This window comes from Alcaligenes faecalis (assembly GCF_041521385.1).
GTDB classification, from domain to species: Bacteria; Pseudomonadota; Gammaproteobacteria; order Burkholderiales; family Burkholderiaceae_B; genus Alcaligenes; species Alcaligenes faecalis_E.
This window is the reverse complement of sequence record NZ_CP168006.1, coordinates 997,362-1,020,853: the sequence shown is the minus strand read 5'-3', so window position 1 is coordinate 1,020,853 and position 23,492 is coordinate 997,362. Positions and strand designations below refer to the sequence as shown.

11 protein-coding genes, 2 tRNA genes and 2 rRNA genes are annotated in these 23,492 nt (G+C 52.4%); 10 read left to right on the top strand and 5 right to left on the bottom strand.

The window, feature by feature from the left end:
* Positions 1–23: 23 nt before the first annotated feature.
* Both ACDI13_RS04660 and ACDI13_RS04655 read left to right on the top strand, forming a co-directional pair.
* Complete coding sequence (locus tag ACDI13_RS04660; protein WP_316989057.1) at positions 24–482, top strand: lipoprotein; 459 nt, start codon at positions 24–26, stop codon at positions 480–482.
* Between the two features lie 126 nt (positions 483–608).
* Positions 609–1,133, top strand: coding sequence for an ATP-binding protein (locus ACDI13_RS04655; protein WP_316989058.1), 525 nt, complete (start codon positions 609–611; stop codon positions 1,131–1,133).
* 105 nt (positions 1,134–1,238) lie between these two features.
* On the opposite strand, the gene rng is transcribed toward ACDI13_RS04655, so the two are convergent.
* Complete coding sequence (gene rng, locus ACDI13_RS04650) at positions 1,239–2,702, bottom strand: ribonuclease G (RefSeq protein WP_316989059.1); 1,464 nt, start codon at positions 2,700–2,702, stop codon at positions 1,239–1,241.
* A 1,651-nt stretch (positions 2,703–4,353) separates the two neighbouring features.
* On the opposite strand from rng, the gene ACDI13_RS04645 reads away from it, so the two are divergent.
* From ACDI13_RS04645 to ACDI13_RS04625, 5 genes are all read left to right on the top strand, one after another.
* Positions 4,354–5,892 (top strand): 16S ribosomal RNA (locus ACDI13_RS04645).
* A 93-nt stretch (positions 5,893–5,985) separates the two neighbouring features.
* Positions 5,986–6,062 (top strand) — tRNA-Ile (locus tag ACDI13_RS04640).
* A 13-nt stretch (positions 6,063–6,075) separates the two neighbouring features.
* Positions 6,076–6,151 (top strand) — tRNA-Ala (locus ACDI13_RS04635).
* A 377-nt stretch (positions 6,152–6,528) separates the two neighbouring features.
* Positions 6,529–9,411, top strand: a 23S ribosomal RNA gene (locus ACDI13_RS04630).
* The 16S and 23S rRNA genes sit together here with 2 tRNA genes alongside, the layout of an rRNA operon.
* An 815-nt stretch (positions 9,412–10,226) precedes the next feature.
* The gene (locus tag ACDI13_RS04625) at positions 10,227–10,592 is read left to right on the top strand and encodes a hypothetical protein (protein ID WP_316988574.1); all 366 of its coding nucleotides are present in this window, start codon (positions 10,227–10,229) and stop codon (positions 10,590–10,592) included.
* A 375-nt stretch (positions 10,593–10,967) separates the two neighbouring features.
* On the opposite strand, the gene ACDI13_RS04620 is transcribed toward ACDI13_RS04625, so the two are convergent.
* From ACDI13_RS04620 to ACDI13_RS04610, 3 genes are all read right to left on the bottom strand, one after another.
* Positions 10,968–11,546: a hypothetical protein gene (locus ACDI13_RS04620; RefSeq protein ID WP_316988573.1), complete on the bottom strand. Its 579-nt coding sequence runs from the start codon at positions 11,544–11,546 to the stop codon at positions 10,968–10,970.
* 18 nt (positions 11,547–11,564) lie between these two features.
* Complete coding sequence (locus ACDI13_RS04615) at positions 11,565–13,004, bottom strand: deoxyribodipyrimidine photo-lyase (protein ID WP_372372492.1); 1,440 nt, start codon at positions 13,002–13,004, stop codon at positions 11,565–11,567.
* Between the two features lie 111 nt (positions 13,005–13,115).
* Entirely contained in the window at positions 13,116–13,394 is a 279-nt protein-coding gene (locus ACDI13_RS04610) for an SWIB/MDM2 domain-containing protein (protein ID WP_009459783.1), read from the bottom strand.
* Positions 13,395–13,712: 318 nt separating this feature from the next.
* Here ACDI13_RS04610 and pyrC point away from each other — a divergent pair, with 318 nt between their 5' ends.
* Entirely contained in the window at positions 13,713–14,771 is a 1,059-nt protein-coding gene (gene pyrC / locus ACDI13_RS04605; RefSeq protein ID WP_316988571.1) for a dihydroorotase, read from the top strand.
* An 87-nt stretch (positions 14,772–14,858) separates the two neighbouring features.
* Positions 14,859–15,659 (top strand): hypothetical protein, encoded by an 801-nt coding sequence (locus ACDI13_RS04600; protein ID WP_316988570.1) that lies wholly within the window; start codon positions 14,859–14,861, stop codon positions 15,657–15,659.
* Between the two features lie 4 nt (positions 15,660–15,663).
* On the opposite strand, the gene ruvB is transcribed toward ACDI13_RS04600, so the two are convergent.
* Entirely contained in the window at positions 15,664–16,734 is a 1,071-nt protein-coding gene (ruvB, locus tag ACDI13_RS04595) for a Holliday junction branch migration DNA helicase RuvB (protein ID WP_316988569.1), read from the bottom strand.
* 201 nt (positions 16,735–16,935) lie between these two features.
* On the opposite strand from ruvB, the gene ACDI13_RS04590 reads away from it, so the two are divergent.
* A complete protein-coding gene (locus tag ACDI13_RS04590; protein WP_316988568.1) occupies positions 16,936–17,895 on the top strand; it encodes a threo-3-hydroxy-L-aspartate ammonia-lyase in 960 nt (319 codons plus the stop codon).
* Positions 17,896–23,492: the final 5,597 nt, after the last annotated feature.

The following is a 23,492-nucleotide window of genomic DNA, read 5'->3' as shown; positions in this document are numbered from 1 at the left end:
GGGGCTGCACAATAAGGAACATCATGAAGAAGATCATTCTTGCGCTGGCCGGGGTGGCTGTGTTGGCAGGATGTGCCAAGCAGAATGCACAATTGCGGGAACAGGATTTGCGTCGGTCCAGCTTTTTCAAGACTGAGCGACGCATCAATATGGATTTCGTGGGCATTCAGCGCGCCTTGTTCAAGCACCAGGCAGAGTGCGGCAAAGCGGCCGTGTTCAAAATGCAAGAGGGGCAGGCCAGCTACGGCACCTTGCGTTACGAACTGGAGCCAGGGGCGGGGTGGGATAACAGCATTCTGATTGATCTGACCTTGATGCAAAAAGGCTGGGTGGATGCCAAGGTCTATAGCTACCGTGCGGATGTGAAAAAGGAAATCAGGGCAATATTTACCTCGATTCGTGCTCCAGGTGTGTGCAATCCTGATGATGCGCCTAAAGAGGTGTTGCCTGAAGATGACTTTGTCCCCGCTGTACCGCTGTAATGGTTCAAGCTTTGCGAAGGGCGACGTTTTGAATACATGAAGTGCCCAACCGCAGCACAAGTCCATTCTTGACCCGCCTTTTCAGGCGGGTTTATTGTTTTCAGTCCCTTCCCGTTAAGAGAGAAGATGATGGATTTTGCCGCTATGCCCCAAGCCAAACCGACAGCCACGATGCTCTATCTTATTTGCGGCAAGATTGCGGCAGGCAAATCCACCTTTGCCAAGCAGTTGTCCGAGCCGTCAAAGACAGTACTGATCAGCGAAGATGTTTGGCTGGCTAGCGTGTATCCCGGTCAAATTACGTCTTTGGAAGAGTACGCGCGTTGTTCCGGCCTGCTGCGTAGTGTCATGGCGCCGCATATTGTGGGCCTGCTGCAGGCCGGGGTATCCGTGGTGCTGGATTTTCCATCCAATACGTTGGCAACACGCGCGTGGGCACGGGAGCTAATTGAAAAAGCAGGCGTGGCTCATGAACTGCATTATCTGGATGTGGCCGATGCCTTGTGCAAAGCGCGTTTGCATGCCCGTAATGCCAGTGGTGAACATCCTTTTGAAACAACAGAGACGCAGTTTGATTTGTTTAGTCGTTATTTTGTAGCGCCACAGGAGTCAGAGGGCTTTCATATCATCCATCATCAGATCACGGAATAGGCATGGAGCTTTTTGACAGAAGCTAGGGGGCTGTCTGACGGAGGTCTTGTCGCACGCAAGGTAATGGAAGGGATTGGCTACCCAGCCAATCCCAAGACAGAACACTTACAGCAAGATAATGTCGTACTGTTCTTGGGAGTAGTGCGGGTCTACTTCCAGGGAGATAGGCTTGCCGATAAAATCACCGGCTACAGCCAGGTGTTGGCTTTCCTCCTCTAGAAAAAGATCCACGACTTCCTGAGCCGCCAGAATACGGAATTCTTTTGGATTGAATTGTTTGGCTTCACGTAGTACTTCGCGCAGGATTTCATAGCAGACAGTACGGGCCGTGCGCACGGAACCACGTGACTGGCAGGTAGGGCAGGGCTCGCATAGTTGGTGTGCCAAGGAATCACGCGTGCGTTTGCGTGTCATCTCCACCAACCCTAACTGACTAAAACCATTGATCGTCACACGAGTACGATCTTTGGCCAGTGCTTTTTGCAGCTCTTGCAAGACCGACTCCCGGTGGGCGGGGTCGTCCATATCAATGAAGTCCAAAATGATGATGCCACCTAGATTGCGCAGACGCAGTTGGCGGGCCAGGGCAATTGCCGCCTCCAGGTTGGTCTTGAAAATGGTGTCGTCGAAGTTTCGGCCGCCAACAAAACCACCTGTATTCACATCTACCGTCGTCAGAGCTTCGGTCTGGTCGATAATCAAGTAACCGCCTGATTTCAAATCTACCCGACGCGACAGGGCGCGGTTGATCTCCTCATCCACATGGGCGGTATCGAACAAGGCGCGGCTGCCCTTGTGATGATTAATGCGCTCCAGTACGGATGGCGTATAAATCTGTGCCCATTCCTTCATCTCTTGCACCACCATGCGCGAATCCACCACGATGGACTGAGTGTTGGGTGTCACCATATCGCGTAAAACACGTTGCGCAAGGCTCAAGTCCGTATAAAGCACAGAGGGGGCGCCTTGCTCGCGGATACGTTCCTGAATACGGGTCCATAAAGTGCGCAGATATTGCTGATCCGCACTGATCTCTTCGTCTGTTGCGCATTCGGCTTGAGTCCGTACGATAAAACCGCCTTTCTCGTCCTTGGGCATCAGGCGGCTGACGCGTTCGCGCAGCTCGATCCGGTCTGCATCCGAACCAATCCGCTGCGACACACCAATATGAGGATCAAAGGGCAGATACACCAGCATGCGGCCAGCAATGCTGATTTGCGTCGAGACGCGAGCGCCTTTGGTACCCAAAGGATCCTTGATGACTTGTACTAATAGAGATTGGCCTTCAAACAAGAGTTTTTCAATGGGCGTGGTCGCGCTGCCTTGATTGCGTTCGGCGCGATTCTGGCGCAAGTCGGCTACATGAATAAATGCAGCGCGCTCCAGCCCTATATCAATAAAGGCACTTTGCATGCCGGGTAGAACCCGAGCTACTTTTCCCAGATACACGTTCCCCACATAGCCGCGTTGAATGCTGCGCTCGATATGAATCTCCTGGACAGCACCTTGCTCGACCAGGGCAACACGGGTTTCAAAGGGAGTGACGTTAATCAGGATGTCTTCATGCATAGTTAGTTTCGCTAAAGGAATATCTGTTCCGGGCTAGTGTAGGGCCAAGTCAGTGAGGCTGCTATGCCTTTATGACTATATAGCGTGTTTAGGGAGGATGAATGTGTCGCTTGCCTTTGTTTGGGAGATTGCTTGTGGGGGCGGTTGTTGTTCCAGTCGTTCTACGTAGGTCGCCACTCGGAGCCCGAAAAGGGCGTTTGTTGTTCCAGTCGCTCTACGTAGGTCGCCACTCGAAGCCCCGGGACCGGGTGTTGGGGCGGACTCCTTGCCGGCGCAACGCGCCGGTTCCCTTGTCAGAGTCACAATCGGGGCGCAGTCTGAACTCGCCCAGTGATTGGTCCTCGGACCAATCACAAACCTTGGGCTCAAACAGCAGACTGCTTGCATCCCCGATGGTGACTCCGACTGCGGCAAGTCGTCTGACTCGCCCCAACACCCGGTCCCGGGGCCCCGAGCGGCTAACAGCTCTGCATCGTGTTCGATCTTGGAGGCCACTCAACGTCCTATCTATATAGAGACACTCTTGATTTTGGGCGAGGGCATGGCGCTGTGTGTTTACCGCCGCTAGCCTGTTTGCCAACCATCCAACCATCCAACCATCCAACCATCCAACCATCCAGCCATCCAACCATCCAGCCAGCAAACCATCCAGTTAGTCAGTCAATCCATCGACAGACAACTATTTTTGGGAGGGAACTTCCCCCCTACCTATATGGAGGGGGATTTATCAGAGGGTGGGGGGATGATCTGGCGAGTTTCTGTGAGGAAAACAGCGATCAGTCCATGTTCTGCTCTGTAGAGGGCTGAGGTCTTCCGCCCGTAGGCAAAAATTCGAAGTTAATCTAAAAATTATTTTTATAGTTATTCTTCATAGTTATCAATGTGCTAGGTGCTTTTTTTGGATTTCCCCTCCTCAAATACCCAGAAAAAAGTCAAAGAAGGCTTGCAAGTCTGAAAATCATCGTGCTATAGTTCTTTTCTCGCTGCAGCACACACAGGTTTTCTGAGGCGCCGCAGAGAGCAGTTGGACAAGTTTCACCGCCTTGGCCAAGAGGCCCGCACCGAAGCTTGAATGACTGGTCAGGGAACTGACACGGCGTAAAACCCGGAGTTTGACAAATCAGAAAATTCTGTGTTAAAGTTCTAGGTTCTGCTCCAGAGAACGCAACGTTAAGTTTTTAGCTGTTTTGAAGGTTGAGACGGTTTTGAAAATTTACCCTTGTTTGTGAAGTTGGATGGTTAGCCTTTTAGGTTGATTGTTCGCTAGGTAGATTGGAACGAAAGTTCTGGTTTAAGCGGGACGAGTTAGACAGTTTTAAACTTTCTAGCTTCTTCAAAAAAACGCTTGACACGCTGCCTGATTTGCTTCATAATCTCGTTTCTCTGCTGCTAACACAGCAAGGCACGAAGCACTAAACGCAACGAGCCAGCCGGGTTAGTCAGTGGAACGACAGGCAACTGTCACTGCTCTTTAACAATTAACAGCCGATAAGTGTGGGCGCTTGGAATGAGCGAGTCGAACCCTTCGGGGATCGCCACAAGTTTGTATCAAGTGCTCACAAACGAAAGATGAAGAATTACCTTGTGTAACTCTGAATTTTTCTTTGAGACACAATCGGTCTTGTCGCAAGACGGGACAACCACAGAGATTAAACTGAAGAGTTTGATCCTGGCTCAGATTGAACGCTAGCGGGATGCTTTACACATGCAAGTCGAACGGCAGCGCGAGAGAGCTTGCTCTCTTGGCGGCGAGTGGCGGACGGGTGAGTAATATATCGGAACGTGCCCAGTAGCGGGGGATAACTACTCGAAAGAGTGGCTAATACCGCATACGCCCTACGGGGGAAAGGGGGGGATTCTTCGGAACCTCTCACTATTGGAGCGGCCGATATCGGATTAGCTAGTTGGTGGGGTAAAAGCTCACCAAGGCAACGATCCGTAGCTGGTTTGAGAGGACGACCAGCCACACTGGGACTGAGACACGGCCCAGACTCCTACGGGAGGCAGCAGTGGGGAATTTTGGACAATGGGGGAAACCCTGATCCAGCCATCCCGCGTGTATGATGAAGGCCTTCGGGTTGTAAAGTACTTTTGGCAGAGAAGAAAAGGTATCCCCTAATACGGGATACTGCTGACGGTATCTGCAGAATAAGCACCGGCTAACTACGTGCCAGCAGCCGCGGTAATACGTAGGGTGCAAGCGTTAATCGGAATTACTGGGCGTAAAGCGTGTGTAGGCGGTTCGGAAAGAAAGATGTGAAATCCCAGGGCTCAACCTTGGAACTGCATTTTTAACTGCCGAGCTAGAGTATGTCAGAGGGGGGTAGAATTCCACGTGTAGCAGTGAAATGCGTAGATATGTGGAGGAATACCGATGGCGAAGGCAGCCCCCTGGGATAATACTGACGCTCAGACACGAAAGCGTGGGGAGCAAACAGGATTAGATACCCTGGTAGTCCACGCCCTAAACGATGTCAACTAGCTGTTGGGGCCGTTAGGCCTTAGTAGCGCAGCTAACGCGTGAAGTTGACCGCCTGGGGAGTACGGTCGCAAGATTAAAACTCAAAGGAATTGACGGGGACCCGCACAAGCGGTGGATGATGTGGATTAATTCGATGCAACGCGAAAAACCTTACCTACCCTTGACATGTCTGGAAAGCCGAAGAGATTTGGCCGTGCTCGCAAGAGAACCGGAACACAGGTGCTGCATGGCTGTCGTCAGCTCGTGTCGTGAGATGTTGGGTTAAGTCCCGCAACGAGCGCAACCCTTGTCATTAGTTGCTACGCAAGAGCACTCTAATGAGACTGCCGGTGACAAACCGGAGGAAGGTGGGGATGACGTCAAGTCCTCATGGCCCTTATGGGTAGGGCTTCACACGTCATACAATGGTCGGGACAGAGGGTCGCCAACCCGCGAGGGGGAGCCAATCTCAGAAACCCGATCGTAGTCCGGATCGCAGTCTGCAACTCGACTGCGTGAAGTCGGAATCGCTAGTAATCGCGGATCAGAATGTCGCGGTGAATACGTTCCCGGGTCTTGTACACACCGCCCGTCACACCATGGGAGTGGGTTTCACCAGAAGTAGGTAGCCTAACCGTAAGGAGGGCGCTTACCACGGTGGGATTCATGACTGGGGTGAAGTCGTAACAAGGTAGCCGTATCGGAAGGTGCGGCTGGATCACCTCCTTTTAGAGCGAATGGCTCGCAAAGCGAAAGCGTCCACACTTATTGGCTGTTAGTTCATGTCATGACCATTGAAGGTATCGCCCACTGGTGATAGATGGGTCAGTAGCTCAGTCGGTTAGAGCACCGTCTTGATAAGGCGGGGGTCGTTGGTTCGATTCCAACTTGACCCACCAACGATTACTTCGGGGGGGATTAGCTCAGCTGGGAGAGCACCTGCTTTGCAAGCAGGGGGTCGTCGGTTCGATCCCGTCATCCTCCACCACCGCTTTTATGGGGGTGGTCGATATAGCAAGGTTCATGACAGAGTATAGGGCACAGGACAACAACGGTTGGCCTGGCGCGAGATTCAACGAAGAGTGTTCTTTGTAAAGAATACTGCTCGTTGGGTTATGCAACCCACGAATTGCTCTTTAACAATTAGGAAGAAGCACAACGAAGGTGTGTTGTCTCATAAACGCAAGACGATTAGTCGACTTGTGATGACAATACACGGGTTGTGATTGCAACAGAACAAATTATGTTCAACGAAAGTTCTCAAAAATATAGACGTTGTTCAATCTTCGGATTGGATAACAGCTAAGGATTGATGAACGGCAACAACGTATACTCATATTCCTATAACAGCATCAAGCGTTATAGGATCAAGCGAATAAGTGCATATGATGGATGCCTTGGCGATCACAGGCGATGAAGGACGCGGTAGCCTGCGAAAAGCTACGGGGAGCTGGCAAACAAGCTTTGATCCGTAGATGTCCGAATGGGGAAACCCACCGTAGCAATACGGTATCCCATACTGAATACATAGGTATGTGGAGGCGAACCGAGTGAACTGAACCATCTCAGTAACTCGAGGAAAAGAAATCAACCGAGATTCCGGAAGTAGTGGCGAGCGAAACCGGACCAGCCTGGATGTTTTAGCGTAGTGAATAGTCGAATGGAATGGAAAGTCCAGCCGTAGCAGGTGATAGCCCTGTAGGCGAAATTCAGTACGTGGAACTAAGCATCGAACAAGTAGGGCGGGACACGTGAAATCCTGTCTGAATATGGGGGGACCATCCTCCAAGGCTAAATACTCGTGATCGACCGATAGTGAACCAGTACCGTGAGGGAAAGGCGAAAAGAACCCCGGAAGGGGAGTGAAATAGATCCTGAAATCGTATGCATACAAACAGTAGGAGCCCCTTCGTGGGGTGACTGCGTACCTTTTGTATAATGGGTCAGCGACTTACATTCAGTGGCAAGCTTAACCGAATAGGGGAGGCGTAGCGAAAGCGAGTCCGAACAGGGCGATTCAGTCGCTGGGTGTAGACCCGAAACCAGGCGATCTATCCATGGCCAGGTTGAAGGCACGGTAACACGTGCTGGAGGACCGAACCCACTAATGTTGAAAAATTAGGGGATGAGCTGTGGATCGGAGTGAAAGGCTAAACAAGCCTGGAGATAGCTGGTTCTCTCCGAAAACTATTTAGGTAGTGCCTCGTATATTACTGCCGGGGGTAGAGCACTGTTATGGCTAGGGGGTCACAGCGACTTACCAAACCATGGCAAACTCCGAATACCGGCAAGTACAGTACGGGAGACAGAGCACCGGGTGCTAACGTCCGGACTCAAGAGGGAAACAACCCAGACCGCCAGCTAAGGTCCCTAACTATGGCTAAGTGGGAAACGAAGTGGGAAGGCATAGACAGTCAGGAGGTTGGCTTAGAAGCAGCCATCCTTTAAAGAAAGCGTAATAGCTCACTGATCGAGTCGTCCTGCGCGGAAGATGTAACGGGGCTAAGCCATAGACCGAAGCTGCGGATGTGTACTATGTACACATGGTAGGAGAGCGTTCCGTAAGCCTGTGAAGGTGTTCCGTGAGGAATGCTGGAGGTATCGGAAGTGAGAATGCTGACATGAGTAGCGATAAAGGGGGTGAAAAGCCCCCTCGCCGTAAGTCCAAGGTTTCCTGCGCAACGTTCATCGGCGCAGGGTGAGTCGGCCCCTAAGGCGAGGCAGAGATGCGTAGCTGATGGGAAGCGGGTTAATATTCCCGCACCGTCGTAGAGTGCGATGGGGGGACGGATTGCAGAATGTTATCGGGGTGTTGGATGTCCCCGTTGGCGCATCATAGAAGGCACTTAGGCAAATCCGGGTGCGAAATTCAAGGGTGTGACTGGATAGAGCTTCGGCTCTAAACTAACTGGAAGCAGTTCCAAGAAAAGCCTCTAAGCTTCAGCTCTACGAGACCGTACCGCAAACCGACACAGGTGGACGGGATGAATATTCCAAGGCGCTTGAGAGAACTCAGGAGAAGGAACTCGGCAAATTAATACCGTAACTTCGGGAGAAGGTATGCCTCATTAGTGTGATGTGCCTGCGCACAAAGCATGAAGAGGCCGCAGTGAATCGGTGGCTGCGACTGTTTACTAAAAACACAGCACTCTGCAAACACGAAAGTGGACGTATAGGGTGTGACGCCTGCCCGGTGCCGGAAGGTTAAGTGATGGGGTGCAAGCTCTTGATCGAAGCCCCGGTAAACGGCGGCCGTAACTATAACGGTCCTAAGGTAGCGAAATTCCTTGTCGGGTAAGTTCCGACCTGCACGAATGGCGTAACGATGGCCACACTGTCTCCTCCTGAGACTCAGCGAAGTTGACATGGTTGTGATGATGCAATCTCCCCGCGGCTAGACGGAAAGACCCCATGAACCTTTACTGTAGCTTTGCATTGGATTGTGAACCGGCCTGTGTAGGATAGGTGGGAGACGTTGAAGCGTGGTCGCCAGATCGCGTGGAGTCATCCTTGAAATACCACCCTGGTCTGTTTGCGGTTCTAACCTAGGTCCCTTACCGGGATCGGGGACCGTGCATGGTGGGCAGTTTGACTGGGGCGGTCTCCTCCTAAAGTGTAACGGAGGAGTTCGAAGGTACGCTAGAGACGGTCGGAAATCGTCTTGATAGTGCAATGGCATAAGCGTGCTTGACTGTGAGACTGACAAGTCGAACAGGTACGAAAGTAGGACATAGTGATCCGGTGGTTCTGTATGGAAGGGCCATCGCTCAACGGATAAAAGGTACTCTGGGGATAACAGGCTGATACCGCCCAAGAGTTCATATCGACGGCGGTGTTTGGCACCTCGATGTCGGCTCATCTCATCCTGGGGCTGTAGCCGGTCCCAAGGGTATGGCTGTTCGCCATTTAAAGAGGTACGTGAGCTGGGTTTAAAACGTCGTGAGACAGTTTGGTCCCTATCTGCCGTGGGCGTTGGATACTTGACGGAGCCTGCTCCTAGTACGAGAGGACCGGAGTGGACGTACCACTGGTGTATCGGTTGTCATGCCAATGGCATTGCCGAGTAGCTACGTACGGAAGAGATAACCGCTGAAGGCATCTAAGCGGGAAACTCGTCTGAAGATTAGGTATCCCGGGGGCTTGACCCCCCTGTAGGGTCGTCCGAGACCAGGACGTTGATAGGCTGGGTGTGGAAGTGCAGTAATGCATGTAGCTAACCAGTACTAATTGCCCGTGTGGCTTGATCCTATAACCCTTGAGGTTGTAGTGAGCGCAAGTATCCCTTGCGGGGGTTTTGTTTTAGGCGCAACAACCGCACACGCGACCGGCACGCCCGGAGGCCACATAGGCCTGATTCCCTGGGTCATCCGCCTCAGGCGCACCGACACCCCTTCTGGCTGCACAAAGGCCAGCGATCCTCACGATCCCTCCTCCAGGCCTACCACCACCCCTTCAGGCCCGTTCCGGGCACGTTTATCTCTCCCTCTACATACGTATGCCTATCAGCCCGAGACGCCATTGGCTCGGCCACCATTACGAGCAGTCCTGGGATCAAAGGATTGCATGTTCATTCTCTTCTTCGGGGTATGTCAGGAGCCTGGCCTCTATCGAGCATCATGGTGATTGACGTTCAAGCCGTCGTTTTTTTATCTGTTGTACGTGGCTGCTCCGCTTTTTTTTGATAGACCTCGGGTAGCGACGACGGCTTGGCATCCGGAGAGCCAAGAAATCCCGAGCCTTGGGCCTCATCGAGCAGATGGTTTATTGGCTGTGTGTACGCTGGATCTTCTCAATCCTTCGTCTATTCAGCACCTTCCCTTCCTCCCGTAAAAAAACGTTCCGGGTACGTCCTTCCTTTGTGCGGCTGCGGGTTGCCGCTTTTATCGAGCACGACGGGGCTTGTTTTACCCGTGATGTGTTAGTGGCCGTTGCGAGTGGGCGGCTGTAGGCCTCTCCTTTTATCTGTAAGGTGGTAGCTTTACCACCGTCATACGGTTAATGCCCAAAGTATGGGTAAAATGGTTCGATATAGTTATTGTTAATGCTTGTTTCAGGAGAACTGAATGAATCAGCCCATTAGCCCCGAGCTTGAACCAGGCTTGTCGCTGCGCAAGATTACGCACATCTGCTATGGCTTGTTTTCTTTGGCTATGATCAGTGCAGGTATCTTCGGTGCGGCGGCTGTGGCAGCAGTGATTCTGGCCTATGTCAAACGCGGTGATGCATCAGGCACAATTTACGCCAGCCATCTGGACTGGGTTATCAAGACCTTTTGGTGGGGGCTGTTGTGGATGGTGCTGAGTGCCTTGCTGACGGCCATTTTCATTGGTTGGGTAACTGCACTGGTGGCCTTGGTTTGGATAGTGCATCGCTTGATCAAAGGCTGGTTGGCTTTGGCAGGCGGTCAAGCACTGGGTCAGGATTACTAAGCCGATCCAGTACCCGGCTTGTTCCGAGTCAAGCTGGAAAGAGGTATTTTAAAAGGTGCTCTGGTGAGCACCTTTTTTGATGTGATCTGGTTTTGTGATCTCGTTTCGATCAGCTCTGAGCTGGAGCTGTCTTGAGTTTCCTGGCTATACAGGCTGACTCAGCTTCATAGCATGGCTTGCAAGCTGTGTGCTTCACCCTGTGTAAGCCTCAAGGAAAAAACTCAAGATGTGTTAACAGCGTTTCAGAAAGTCTCGCTATATAAGGCAGGGCATTCACTGTTTCGATGCTTGCATCTGGGCGATGCCTAGGTTAATTCCAAGCTGTTTCCTGAATGGCTGGATTTATCTTTATATGGATGCTCAAAAGGGGAAGTCTCAGGGCGCCAGCAGGTGAATCTGCTCGATGTGCATATGGTGCATGCATTCACGCAGAAGTAGCAGGTACATACCCAGGTTTTGATTGTTGACTAGTTGATGGGTATTTTCCAAAGAGCCAGCGTTGATCATTTTCAGGCTGACATTCCCTTGGCTGGCGGCTGCATACAGGGTGAATAGGTCGTCAATCGTGTCCCGATTCAGGATGTGCTGCTCGCTGTCTTGGGCTTCATGGAGCCAGGCGCCAAGCTCTTCTGCGAAATCACCGGCAGCAAATACCATAAACTGGCGTAGATCCAGACTGGCTGGCAGGATAGCGTCTTCGACGGCTTCAATGGCATGCTCCAACTGCGCCTCCCGTGAGCTTGAGTCTGAAAAACAGCTGGCCAACAGTTGGATTCCGCTGAGTTCTGGGAAGTGTTCGGTATGGACAGGGACGCCTTTATGAACCAGACAGATTTCGGCATGGTCTGCGCCGAAGTTCAGGACGGCAACTCGTGCTTGGGGGTGAGCGGCTTGCAGATTTTGTAGTAATACGGAGGTACTGATCGGAGAAGGTCGTTTGAAGCTATCTGACATAAGTATCCTTAAAGTAGTTCAATTCGCTTGTTCGTGCTCTCCTGCTTGCTTGAATAAGGCCAAAGCAAGGTGCCGTTGCGTGTCGTGATCCACGATGGGGGCCGGGTAGTCTTGTCCCGGCCGGAATTCGATAGGGAGCTGCTTGGCTTGCCAAGGCGCATGAACAGCTTGTTTGTCCAACGATGCCAGTTCGGGCACATAGCGACGTATGAATTGTCCGTCTGGATCAAATTTACGCGATTGAGTGACGGGGTTAAAGATGCGAAAGTAAGGCTGCGCATCACATCCGGTGGAGGCGGCCCATTGCCAGCCCCCCACATTGGAAGCCATATCGTAATCAAGTAGCTTCTGGGCAAAATACTGCTCGCCCAATCGCCAGTCTATCAGCAAGTCTTTCACTAAAAAGGATGCACTGATCATACGTAGCCGGTTGTGCATATAGCCAGACTGGTTCAATTGACGCATGGCGGCGTCAACAATTGGATAGCCGGTTCGACCTTCTTTCCAGGCCTGAAACCAGTCTTCGCGATTAGGAAACGGCAAGTCCTTGTAGGCGGGTTTGAAGCTTTCTGTCGCCGTTTCTGGATGATGCCATAGGAACTGCTGGTAGAACTCTCGCCAGATCAGTTCGCTCAGCCAGGTAGCCGCGCCCTCGGAGTCGCTGGGCCAGGCCAGAGATACGGCTTGGCGGATGGATAGTGTTCCAAATCGCAGATGGGGGGCCAAATAGGACACACCTCGTTTGGCTGGAAAATCCCGGCGTTCATGATAGGCATGGATTCTGGGCTCAAATTGCTCCAACAAGGTCTGGGCGCCTTGCCAACCGGCGGGATTGAGTAGTTTTGCACGAGATTTTTCCTGAAAGCCTAATTCGTCCAAATCAGGCAAGGCTTGCTCTGGCAGGGCAGCCCATGGCCCTTGCGTGCAGTCATAGGGCTGTATATCCCTCGATTGGATGCGCGCCAGCCAGTTACGCTTGTAGGGGGTAAAAACGGTATAGGGCTGTTTTTGCTGCGTCAGGATTTCATCGCGGGCAAAAATGACCTGGTCCTTGAAGAGCCGTAGCTCGATGTCTTGTGTGGACAGGGTTCGGCTGACAGTCTGATCCCGAGTCATAGCCGCAGGTTCGTAGTCCTCATTCGCATAGACGGCCTTTGCATTCAGGCTGTTAGCGAGTTCAGGAATTTTATGTACCGGGTCACCATGGGCTGTGATCAGTTCGCTGCCATATTGGCGCAGTTGCTCCTGCACCTGCAGCAGGCTGTCGTGTATAAAAGCCAGTCGTACATCATCGGCAGGCAAGCATTCCAGGATTGTGCTGTCAAAGACAAACACACAGGCCACAGGCAAACCGCTTTTCAGTGCGTGGTGCAAGGCTGCGTGGTCATGCAGGCGAAGATCACGACGCAGCCAGCATAGAACACGTGGGCTTGGATCGGGAGGAGCAGAGATAGACATCGACATGAAGATGCGAATGCAGAGGCTTTATGATGCCACATGAAAAAGGGCCGCGGCTGAAAGCTCAGCAACGCGACCCGATATTGCCAAAGGTGCCTGGGCACCCCGCGCTTATTTGAGGTGAGCACTGACCAGCTTGGTCAGTTCAAACATGGAGACCTGATCCTTGCCGAACAAGGGGCGCAGCTTGGCGTCAGCATTGATATTGCGACGGTTCTTGGGATCCTGGAGATCGTGTTTCTTGATGTATTCCCAGATTTTCTTCGTAACTTCAGTGCGCGGAAGCGCGCCAGAGCCAATCACCGCAGCCAGTGTCGGGCTAGGAGTGAGTGGTTTCATGAAGGCTGCATTGGGTTTGCGGGTAGCAGGTTTTTTTTCAGTGCTGGCCATGAACGGAACTCCTGAGAAACGAGTTGAAGGGGCGGGTTATGCGCTAGGGCACGACTTGTCTGTCAGCATACCGTGATACTCCCTGTACGTCCAAGCCCTTTGTGAGCAAGAGCTTTGCGGGTCTGTAAGCAGATTTGCCAGTGTTTACAGGCTGCTGCAATGCACGATTAAGTGGGGTTCGGAACTTCTGTGCTGACATGCGCAGCGCAGGTAGCTGTAGCATAATGACGGATTCGGCCTGTTGAAAGGCAATTGTGGCACCTGTTGCTTTCTTGATGGTTCAAAGCACAGAGCCGTTGTTTGATATTGAGTAAAGATATGAGCCCTACTGTGGATACCCTGGTCATTCGTCGTCCTGACGATTGGCATTTGCACCTGCGCGACGGTGCTGTGTTGGAGTCGGTTTTGGGCCATACTGCGGCACAATTTGACCGGGCTATCGTCATGCCCAATCTGACCCCACCCGTTACCGCAATCGTACAGGCGTTGGCCTATCGGGAGCGTATTCTGAGCGCCTTGGCCAAAACCGAGTATGTCGGCAAGTTTGAGCCTTTGATGACCTTGTACCTGACTGATAATACTCAGCCTGAGGAAATTGTTCGCGCCAAGGAAAGCGGGGTTGTGCATGGCGTGAAGCTCTATCCTGCCGGGGCCACCACCAATTCTGACGCGGGTGTGACGGATTTGCTGAAGAACTGTTCCAAGGCACTGGCCCAGATGCAGGAATCGGGCATGCCTTTGCTGATGCACGGCGAGGTCACGGACCCCAGTATCGACTTGTTCGACCGTGAAGCCGTATTCATTGAGCGCGTGATGATTCCTATGCGTAAGGCTTTTCCCGAGCTGAAAGTGGTATTTGAGCATTTGACCACGGCAGAGGGCGCCGCTTACGTGAGCCAGGCCGAGGGCCCGGTTGCTGCGACCATCACGGCCCATCACTTGCTCTATAACCGTAATGCTCTGTTCCAAGGTGGCTTGCAGCCACACTGGTACTGTCTGCCTGTCTTGAAGCGTGAGAAGCACCGTCAGGCTTTGGTGGACGCCGCAACCAGTGACAGCAATCGTTTCTTCCTGGGGACAGATAGCGCACCCCACTCGCGTAGCCGCAAGGAACAAAGCTGTGGTTGTGCGGGCTGTTATACCGCGCTGCACGCTATGGAACTGTACGCATCGGCTTTTGACAAGGCCGGTCGTCTGGATCGTCTGGAAGCCTTTGCCAGCTTGAATGGCCCCGCTTTTTACGGCTTGCCTGTCAATGAAGGAACAATGACGCTGCAACGCAGCCAGTTCACTATTCCCGAATCCGTGGAAATGGCCGGTGAGCCATTGATTCCGCTGGCGGCCGGTCAGGCTCTGGACTGGAGTGTGGTGAGCTAAGGAAGAAAGAGCTAGCTCGGTCTTAGTGTCTGTCATGATGCTTGGCTGGGCAGCTCTTGATACCTGGTTTCACTGCAAGATACCTTCGTGGAAACTATTTTGCTTGATGTGGCATGGTCTGCCTTGGCCGTGCGCATGGCCGCTACTGCTTTGGTGGTTGTGCTGGTTTCGTGGTCAGTGGGCGCATTTGGCCCATTGATCGGGGGGGCCTTGGCGGGCTTGCCCATGGTGCTGGGCCCCGGCTTTTATTTTTTGTCCCAACAGTTTCCTGCCGATTATGTGCAGCAAGCGGCAACTTATGCCGTGTATTCGCTGAGTGCGACGCAACTGTTTTTGTTGCTCATCATTCTTTGTGCTCCCAACTTGTCGCCTTGGCGCACCTTGTTGTGTGCGGTCGCAGGTTGGGCGGTAGCTGCCTTGCTCTTGTCCTTCATGCCCGTGCAACCTGTGCTGGGGCTAGCCTTGTTTATTGCCGTCACTGCGTTCAGCTTGCGCGCGTCGCGCCGTTTGGCCGGCATGAAAGGGACTAATAAAGCGAAGGCGGGGTGGGGCTTGCTGATATTCAGAGGGGCCTTGGCGGGACTTTTGGTTGCGCTTGTGACCACCAGCAGCTCTTTGTTGGGGCCGAGCTTGTCAGGGCTGATCATGGCCTTTCCCATTGGCTATACCGTGGTGGCTGTGACCATTCATCAAACCCTGGGTGCTGCCAGCCTGGTAGCGACTCTGCGTTCGGCTTTGTGGGGAACCGGCAGTCTGGCAGGATTTTGCACCACGCTAGCCATGGTCTTTACACAGATGCACTGGCTGCCAGCCTTGCTGTTGGCTGCAGCTGTATCCATTGCGATTACCTTGCTACTGGTGTTTCGCCCTTGGGCTCGGCGGGGCTAAACGCTTATTCTGCTCCAAACAGATCCTGACCTTGTGTATTGCGTGGAGGCGTGAGTCCAAGGTGACGCCAAGTGTTCAGCGTGGCAATACGGCCTCTGGGAGTGCGTTGTAAAAAACCATGCTGGATCAGATAGGGCTCGATCACGTCCTCGATGGTGTCGCGCTCTTCGCCAATGGCAGCAGCCAGGCTGTCTACGCCTACTGGACCGCCGTCGAATTTATGGACGATGGCCTCCAGCAATTTTCTGTCCATCAAATCCAGTCCTTGCGGGTCTACCTCCAGCATGGACAGCGCAGCTTGGGCGCATTCGGTATGGATGATGCCGCCCGTTTTGACTTCGGCGTAGTCGCGTACGCGGCGCAAAAGCCGGTTGGCAATACGCGGTGTGCCACGTGAGCGGCGGGCAATTTCGTAGGTGCCGTCATCCGTGGTGGTGACATTCAGTAGCCCTGCACTACGCGCCACAATGTGTGTCAAGTCCTTGACATCATAGAACTCCAGGCGGGACACAATGCCAAAGCGGTCGCGCAAGGGGTTGGTCAGCATGCCGGCACGAGTGGTGGCACCGACCAAGGTAAAGGGCTGCAGATCCAGTTTGACACTGCGGGCGGCTGGGCCTTCTCCAATCAGGATATCAATTTGAAAGTCTTCCAGCGCGGGATACAGGATTTCCTCCACGACGGGTGACAGGCGATGGATTTCGTCAATAAATAGAACATCGTTGGGTTCCAGGTTGGTCAGCAAGGCTGCCAGATCTCCCGGGCGTTCCAATACGGGGCCTGAGGTTTGGCGCAGGTTCACCCCCATTTCATGAGCAATGATATGGGCCAGAGTGGTTTTACCCAGACCGGGCGGCCCAAACAGCAGAACGTGGTCCAGGGCTTCCTGGCGTTGGCGGGCAGCCGCAATAAAGATTTCCAGTTGCTCACGCGCCCGGGCTTGTCCGACATAGTCCTCCAGCATCTTGGGGCGCAAGGCGCGTTCGATGGACTCTTCGTTGGGTGACAAGGGTTTGGGCGTGATGATGCGCTGTTCAGAAGGCAGGCTGGAGAGCGAATCGGAGTGTATGGCCATGATGACTACGCTGATTGAATATACAGTATGGTACACCAAGCACCCGCCGCCTGAGTACTCAGGGTTGGGGCAGGATACAGGGAGTGCGTGGGCAAATCGGTCATCCAGTGCAGCCAGGCTAGATTTGTCCGGTCAGCGTTAGGCTGCTTTGCTTGGCATCGCGCATAATGTGGGTTGGAGTTTTAAACCGAGATTTTAGCCATGTCCCTGGAATTACCTGATTTTGCTGATGTTGTCGCTGCTGCTGAACGCTTGGCACCTGTCGCCCACCGCACACCAGTCTTGACCTCTGCAACCTTGAACGAGCGCCTGAATGGCGAAGTCTACTTCAAGTGTGAGAACTTTCAGCGTATTGGCGCCTTCAAGTTTCGAGGTGGCTTCAATGCCTTGGCACAGTTAAATGATCAGCAAAAAAAAGCAGGTGTTGTGGCTTTTTCTTCGGGCAACCATGCACAGGCTGTGGCCTTGTCGGCCAAACTTCTGGGTATTCCTGCCACCATCATCATGAATTCGGATGCTCCGGCTGCCAAATTGGCCGCAACGCGTGGCTACGGTGCCAAAGTGATCGAGTACGATCGCTTGACCCAGGATCGTGCCCAAATTGCACAAGAGCTGGTCGAGCGTGAAGGGCTGACCTTGATTCCTCCCTTTGCTCATCCCGATGTCATCGCGGGCCAGGGGACGGCAGCATTGGAGCTGTTTCAGGAGGTGCCGGACTTGCAGCAGTTCTACGTTCCCTTAGGAGGCGGTGGCTTGCTGTCGGGCTGCTTGCTGGCTGCCAAGGCCATGGCTCCGGCTTGCGAAGTCTTTGGTGTGGAGCCGCAGGCAGGGGATGATGCTCAGCAGTCCTTGCGCCGTGGGGAGATCGTCAAGATTGCGCCACCTGCATCCATTGCTGATGGGGCGCTGACCCAAGCTTTGGCTCCGATGACCTTTGAGTTGATCCGTAGCATGGTGACGGATATTTTGACGGTGCCTGATACCGAGCTGGTTCAGGCCATGCGTTTCTTTGCGGAGCGCATGAAGATGGTGGTGGAGCCTACGGGTTGTTTGGGTGCTGCGGTGGTAATGCGGCAGGGAGATTTGCAAGGCCGCAAGGTGGGCGTGCTGATCAGTGGCGGTAATGTGGATGTGCCCGCCCTGGGACGTCTGCTCGCTTGATGCGTTAAATGGTTTGCAGACGCAGGCATTGATCTTGCTGATGGTTCAGAAAACGGGTCAAGCTGGAGCTGAAAACGAGCNACGAGCAAACGAGCAAACGAGCAAACGAGCAAACGAGCAAACGAGCAAACGAGCAAACGAGCAAACGAGCAAACGAGCAAACGAGCAAACGAGCAAACGAGCAAACGAGCAAACGAGCAAACGAGCAAACGAGCAAACGAGCAAACGAGCAAACGAGCAAACGAGCAAACGAGCAAACGAGCAAACGAGCAAACGAGCAAACGAGCAAACGAGCAAACGAGCAAACGAGCAAACGAGCAAACGAGCAAACGAGCAAACGAGCAAACGAGCAAACGAGCAAACGAGCAAACGAGCAAACGAGCAAACGAGCAAACGAGCAAACGAGCAAACGAGCAAACGAGCAAACGAGCAAACGAGCAAACGAGCAAACGAGCAAACGAGCAAACGAGCAAACGAGCAAACGAGCAAACGAGCAAACGAGCAAACGAGCAAACGAGCAAACGAGCAAACGAGCAAACGAGCAAACGAGCAAACGAGCAAACGAGCAAACGAGCAAACGAGCAAACGAGCAAACGAGCAAACGAGCAAACGAGCAAACGAGCAAACGAGCAAACGAGCAAACGAGCAAACGAGCAAACGAGCAAACGAGCAAACGAGCAAACGAGCAAACGAGCAAACGAGCAAACGAGCAAACGAGCAAACGAGCAAACGAGCAAACGAGCAAACGAGCAAACGAGCAAACGAGCAAACGAGCAAACGAGCAAACGAGCAAACGAGCAAACGAGCAAACGAGCAAACGAGCAAACGAGCAAACGAGCAAACGAGCAAACGAGCAAACGAGCAAACGAGCAAACGAGCAAACGAGCAAACGAGCAAACGAGCAAACGAGCAAACGAGCAAACGAGCAAACGAGCAAACGAGCAAACGAGCAAACGAGCAAACGAGCAAACGAGCAAACGAGCAAACGAGCAAACGAGCAAACGAGCAAACGAGCAAACGAGCAAACGAGCAAACGAGCAAACGAGCAAACGAGCAAACGAGCAAACGAGCAAACGAGCAAACGAGCAAACGAGCAAACGAGCAAACGAGCAAACGAGCAAACGAGCAAACGAGCAAACGAGCAAACGAGCAAACGAGCAAACGAGCAAACGAGCAAACGAGCAAACGAGCAAACGAGCAAACGAGCAAACGAGCAAACGAGCAAACGAGCAAACGAGCAAACGAGCAAACGAGCAAACGAGCAAACGAGCAAACGAGCAAACGAGCAAACGAGCAAACGAGCAAACGAGCAAACGAGCAAACGAGCAAACGAGCAAACGAGCAAACGAGCAAACGAGCAAACGAGCAAACGAGCAAACGAGCAAACGAGCAAACGAGCAAACGAGCAAACGAGCAAACGAGCAAACGAGCAAACGAGCAAACGAGCAAACGAGCAAACGAGCAAACGAGCAAACGAGCAAACGAGCAAACGAGCAAACGAGCAAACGAGCAAACGAGCAAACGAGCAAACGAGCAAACGAGCAAACGAGCAAACGAGCAAACGAGCAAACGAGCAAACGAGCAAACGAGCAAACGAGCAAACGAGCAAACGAGCAAACGAGCAAACGAGCAAACGAGCAAACGAGCAAACGAGCAAACGAGCAAACGAGCAAACGAGCAAACGAGCAAACGAGCAAACGAGCAAACGAGCAAACGAGCAAACGAGCAAACGAGCAAACGAGCAAACGAGCAAACGAGCAAACGAGCAAACGAGCAAACGAGCAAACGAGCAAACGAGCAAACGAGCAAACGAGCAAACGAGCAAACGAGCAAACGAGCAAACGAGCAAACGAGCAAACGAGCAAACGAGCAAACGAGCAAACGAGCAAACGAGCAAACGAGCAAACGAGCAAACGAGCAAACGAGCAAACGAGCAAACGAGCAAACGAGCAAACGAGCAAACGAGCAAACGAGCAAACGAGCAAACGAGCAAACGAGCAAACGAGCAAACGAGCAAACGAGCAAACGAGCAAACGAGCAAACGAGCAAACGAGCAAACGAGCAAACGAGCAAACGAGCAAACGAGCAAACGAGCAAACGAGCAAACGAGCAAACGAGCAAACGAGCAAACGAGCAAACGAGCAAACGAGCAAACGAGCAAACGAGCAAACGAGCAAACGAGCAAACGAGCAAACGAGCAAACGAGCAAACGAGCAAACGAGCAAACGAGCAAACGAGCAAACGAGCAAACGAGCAAACGAGCAAACGAGCAAACGAGCAAACGAGCAAACGAGCAAACGAGCAAACGAGCAAACGAGCAAACGAGCAAACGAGCAAACGAGCAAACGAGCAAACGAGCAAACGAGCAAACGAGCAAACGAGCAAACGAGCAAACGAGCAAACGAGCAAACGAGCAAACGAGCAAACGAGCAAACGAGCAAACGAGCAAACGAGCAAACGAGCAAACGAGCAAACGAGCAAACGAGCAAACGAGCAAACGAGCAAACGAGCAAACGAGCAAACGAGCAAACGAGCAAACGAGCAAACGAGCAAACGAGCAAACGAGCAAACGAGCAAACGAGCAAACGAGCAAACGAGCAAACGAGCAAACGAGCAAACGAGCAAACGAGCAAACGAGCAAACGAGCAAACGAGCAAACGAGCAAACGAGCAAACGAGCAAACGAGCAAACGAGCAAACGAGCAAACGAGCAAACGAGCAAACGAGCAAACGAGCAAACGAGCAAACGAGCAAACGAGCAAACGAGCAAACGAGCAAACGAGCAAACGAGCAAACGAGCAAACGAGCAAACGAGCAAACGAGCAAACGAGCAAACGAGCAAACGAGCAAACGAGCAAACGAGCAAACGAGCAAACGAGCAAACGAGCAAACGAGCAAACGAGCAAACGAGCAAACGAGCAAACGAGCAAACGAGCAAACGAGCAAACGAGCAAACGAGCAAACGAGCAAACGAGCAAACGAGCAAACGAGCAAACGAGCAAACGAGCAAACGAGCAAACGAGCAAACGAGCAAACGAGCAAACGAGCAAACGAGCAAACGAGCAAACGAGCAAACGAGCAAACGAGCAAACGAGCAAACGAGCAAACGAGCAAACGAGCAAACGAGCAAACGAGCAAACGAGCAAACGAGCAAACGAGCAAACGAGCAAACGAGCAAACGAGCAAACGAGCAAACGAGCAAACGAGCAAACGAGCAAACGAGCAAACGAGCAAACGAGCAAACGAGCAAACGAGCAAACGAGCAAACGAGCAAACGAGCAAACGAGCAAACGAGCAAACGAGCAAACGAGCAAACGAGCAAACGAGCAAACGAGCAAACGAGCAAACGAGCAAACGAGCAAACGAGCAAACGAGCAAACGAGCAAACGAGCAAACGAGCAAACGAGCAAACGAGCAAACGAGCAAACGAGCAAACGAGCAAACGAGCAAACGAGCAAACGAGCAAACGAGCAAACGAGCAAACGAGCAAACGAGCAAACGAGCAAACGAGCAAACGAGCAAACGAGCAAACGAGCAAACGAGCAAACGAGCAAACGAGCAAACGAGCAAACGAGCAAACGAGCAAACGAGCAAACGAGCAAACGAGCAAACGAGCAAACGAGCAAACGAGCAAACGAGCAAACGAGCAAACGAGCAAACGAGCAAACGAGCAAACGAGCAAACGAGCAAACGAGCAAACGAGCAAACGAGCAAACGAGCAAACGAGCAAACGAGCAAACGAGCAAACGAGCAAACGAGCAAACGAGCAAACGAGCAAACGAGCAAACGAGCAAACGAGCAAACGAGCAAACGAGCAAACGAGCAAACGAGCAAACGAGCAAACGAGCAAACGAGCAAACGAGCAAACGAGCAAACGAGCAAACGAGCAAACGAGCAAACGAGCAAACGAGCAAACGAGCAAACGAGCAAACGAGCAAACGAGCAAACGAGCAAACGAGCAAACGAGCAAACGAGCAAACGAGCAAACGAGCAAACGAGCAAACGAGCAAACGAGCAAACGAGCAAACGAGCAAACGAGCAAACGAGCAAACGAGCAAACGAGCAAACGAGCAAACGAGCAAACGAGCAAACGAGCAAACGAGCAAACGAGCAAACGAGCAAACGAGCAAACGAGCAAACGAGCAAACGAGCAAACGAGCAAACGAGCAAACGAGCAAACGAGCAAACGAGCAAACGAGCAAACGAGCAAACGAGCAAACGAGCAAACGAGCAAACGAGCAAACGAGCAAACGAGCAAACGAGCAAACGAGCAAACGAGCAAACGAGCAAACGAGCAAACGAGCAAACGAGCAAACGAGCAAACGAGCAAACGAGCAAACGAGCAAACGAGCAAACGAGCAAACGAGCAAACGAGCAAACGAGCAAACGAGCAAACGAGCAAACGAGCAAACGAGCAAACGAGCAAACGAGCAAACGAGCAAACGAGCAAACGAGCAAACGAGCAAACGAGCAAACGAGCAAACGAGCAAACGAGCAAACGAGCAAACGAGCAAACGAGCAAACGAGCAAACGAGCAAACGAGCAAACGAGCAAACGAGCAAACGAGCAAACGAGCAAACGAGCAAACGAGCAAACGAGCAAACGAGCAAACGAGCAAACGAGCAAACGAGCAAACGAGCAAACGAGCAAACGAGCAAACGAGCAAACGAGCAAACGAGCAAACGAGCAAACGAGCAAACGAGCAAACGAGCAAACGAGCAAACGAGCAAACGAGCAAACGAGCAAACGAGCAAACGAGCAAACGAGCAAACGAGCAAACGAGCAAACGAGCAAACGAGCAAACGAGCAAACGAGCAAACGAGCAAACGAGCAAACGAGCAAACGAGCAAACGAGCAAACGAGCAAACGAGCAAACGAGCAAACGAGCAAACGAGCAAACGAGCAAACGAGCAAACGAGCAAACGAGCAAACGAGCAAACGAGCAAACGAGCAAACGAGCAAACGAGCAAACGAGCAAACGAGCAAACGAGCAAACGAGCAAACGAGCAAACGAGCAAACGAGCAAACGAGCAAACGAGCAAACGAGCAAACGAGCAAACGAGCAAACGAGCAAACGAGCAAACGAGCAAACGAGCAAACGAGCAAACGAGCAAACGAGCAAACGAGCAAACGAGCAAACGAGCAAACGAGCAAACGAGCAAACGAGCAAACGAGCAAACGAGCAAACGAGCAAACGAGCAAACGAGCAAACGAGCAAACGAGCAAACGAGCAAACGAGCAAACGAGCAAACGAGCAAACGAGCAAACGAGCAAACGAGCAAACGAGCAAACGAGCAAACGAGCAAACGAGCAAACGAGCAAACGAGCAAACGAGCAAACGAGCAAACGAGCAAACGAGCAAACGAGCAAACGAGCAAACGAGCAAACGAGCAAACGAGCAAACGAGCAAACGAGCAAACGAGCAAACGAGCAAACGAGCAAACGAGCAAACGAGCAAACGAGCAAACGAGCAAACGAGCAAACGAGCAAACGAGCAAACGAGCAAACGAGCAAACGAGCAAACGAGCAAACGAGCAAACGAGCAAACGAGCAAACGAGCAAACGAGCAAACGAGCAAACGAGCAAACGAGCAAACGA

Excerpts from the sequence above, each read along its gene's own strand:
- ACDI13_RS04615 (WP_372372492.1), bottom strand. The coding sequence starts at position 13,004 with ATGTCTATCTCTGCTCCTCCCGATCCAAGCCCACGTGTTCTATGCTGG.
- ruvB (WP_316988569.1), bottom strand. The coding sequence starts at position 16,734 with ATGGCCATACACTCCGATTCGCTCTCCAGCCTGCCTTCTGAACAGCGC.
- pyrC (WP_316988571.1), top strand. The coding sequence starts at position 13,713 with ATGAGCCCTACTGTGGATACCCTGGTCATTCGTCGTCCTGACGATTGG.
- rng (WP_316989059.1), bottom strand. The coding sequence starts at position 2,702 with ATGCATGAAGACATCCTGATTAACGTCACTCCCTTTGAAACCCGTGTT.
- ACDI13_RS04655 (WP_316989058.1), top strand. The coding sequence starts at position 609 with ATGATGGATTTTGCCGCTATGCCCCAAGCCAAACCGACAGCCACGATG.
- ACDI13_RS04610 (WP_009459783.1), bottom strand. The coding sequence starts at position 13,394 with ATGGCCAGCACTGAAAAAAAACCTGCTACCCGCAAACCCAATGCAGCC.
- ACDI13_RS04660 (WP_316989057.1), top strand. The coding sequence starts at position 24 with ATGAAGAAGATCATTCTTGCGCTGGCCGGGGTGGCTGTGTTGGCAGGA.
- ACDI13_RS04590 (WP_316988568.1), top strand. The coding sequence starts at position 16,936 with ATGTCCCTGGAATTACCTGATTTTGCTGATGTTGTCGCTGCTGCTGAA.
- ACDI13_RS04620 (WP_316988573.1), bottom strand. The coding sequence starts at position 11,546 with ATGTCAGATAGCTTCAAACGACCTTCTCCGATCAGTACCTCCGTATTA.
- ACDI13_RS04625 (WP_316988574.1), top strand. The coding sequence starts at position 10,227 with ATGAATCAGCCCATTAGCCCCGAGCTTGAACCAGGCTTGTCGCTGCGC.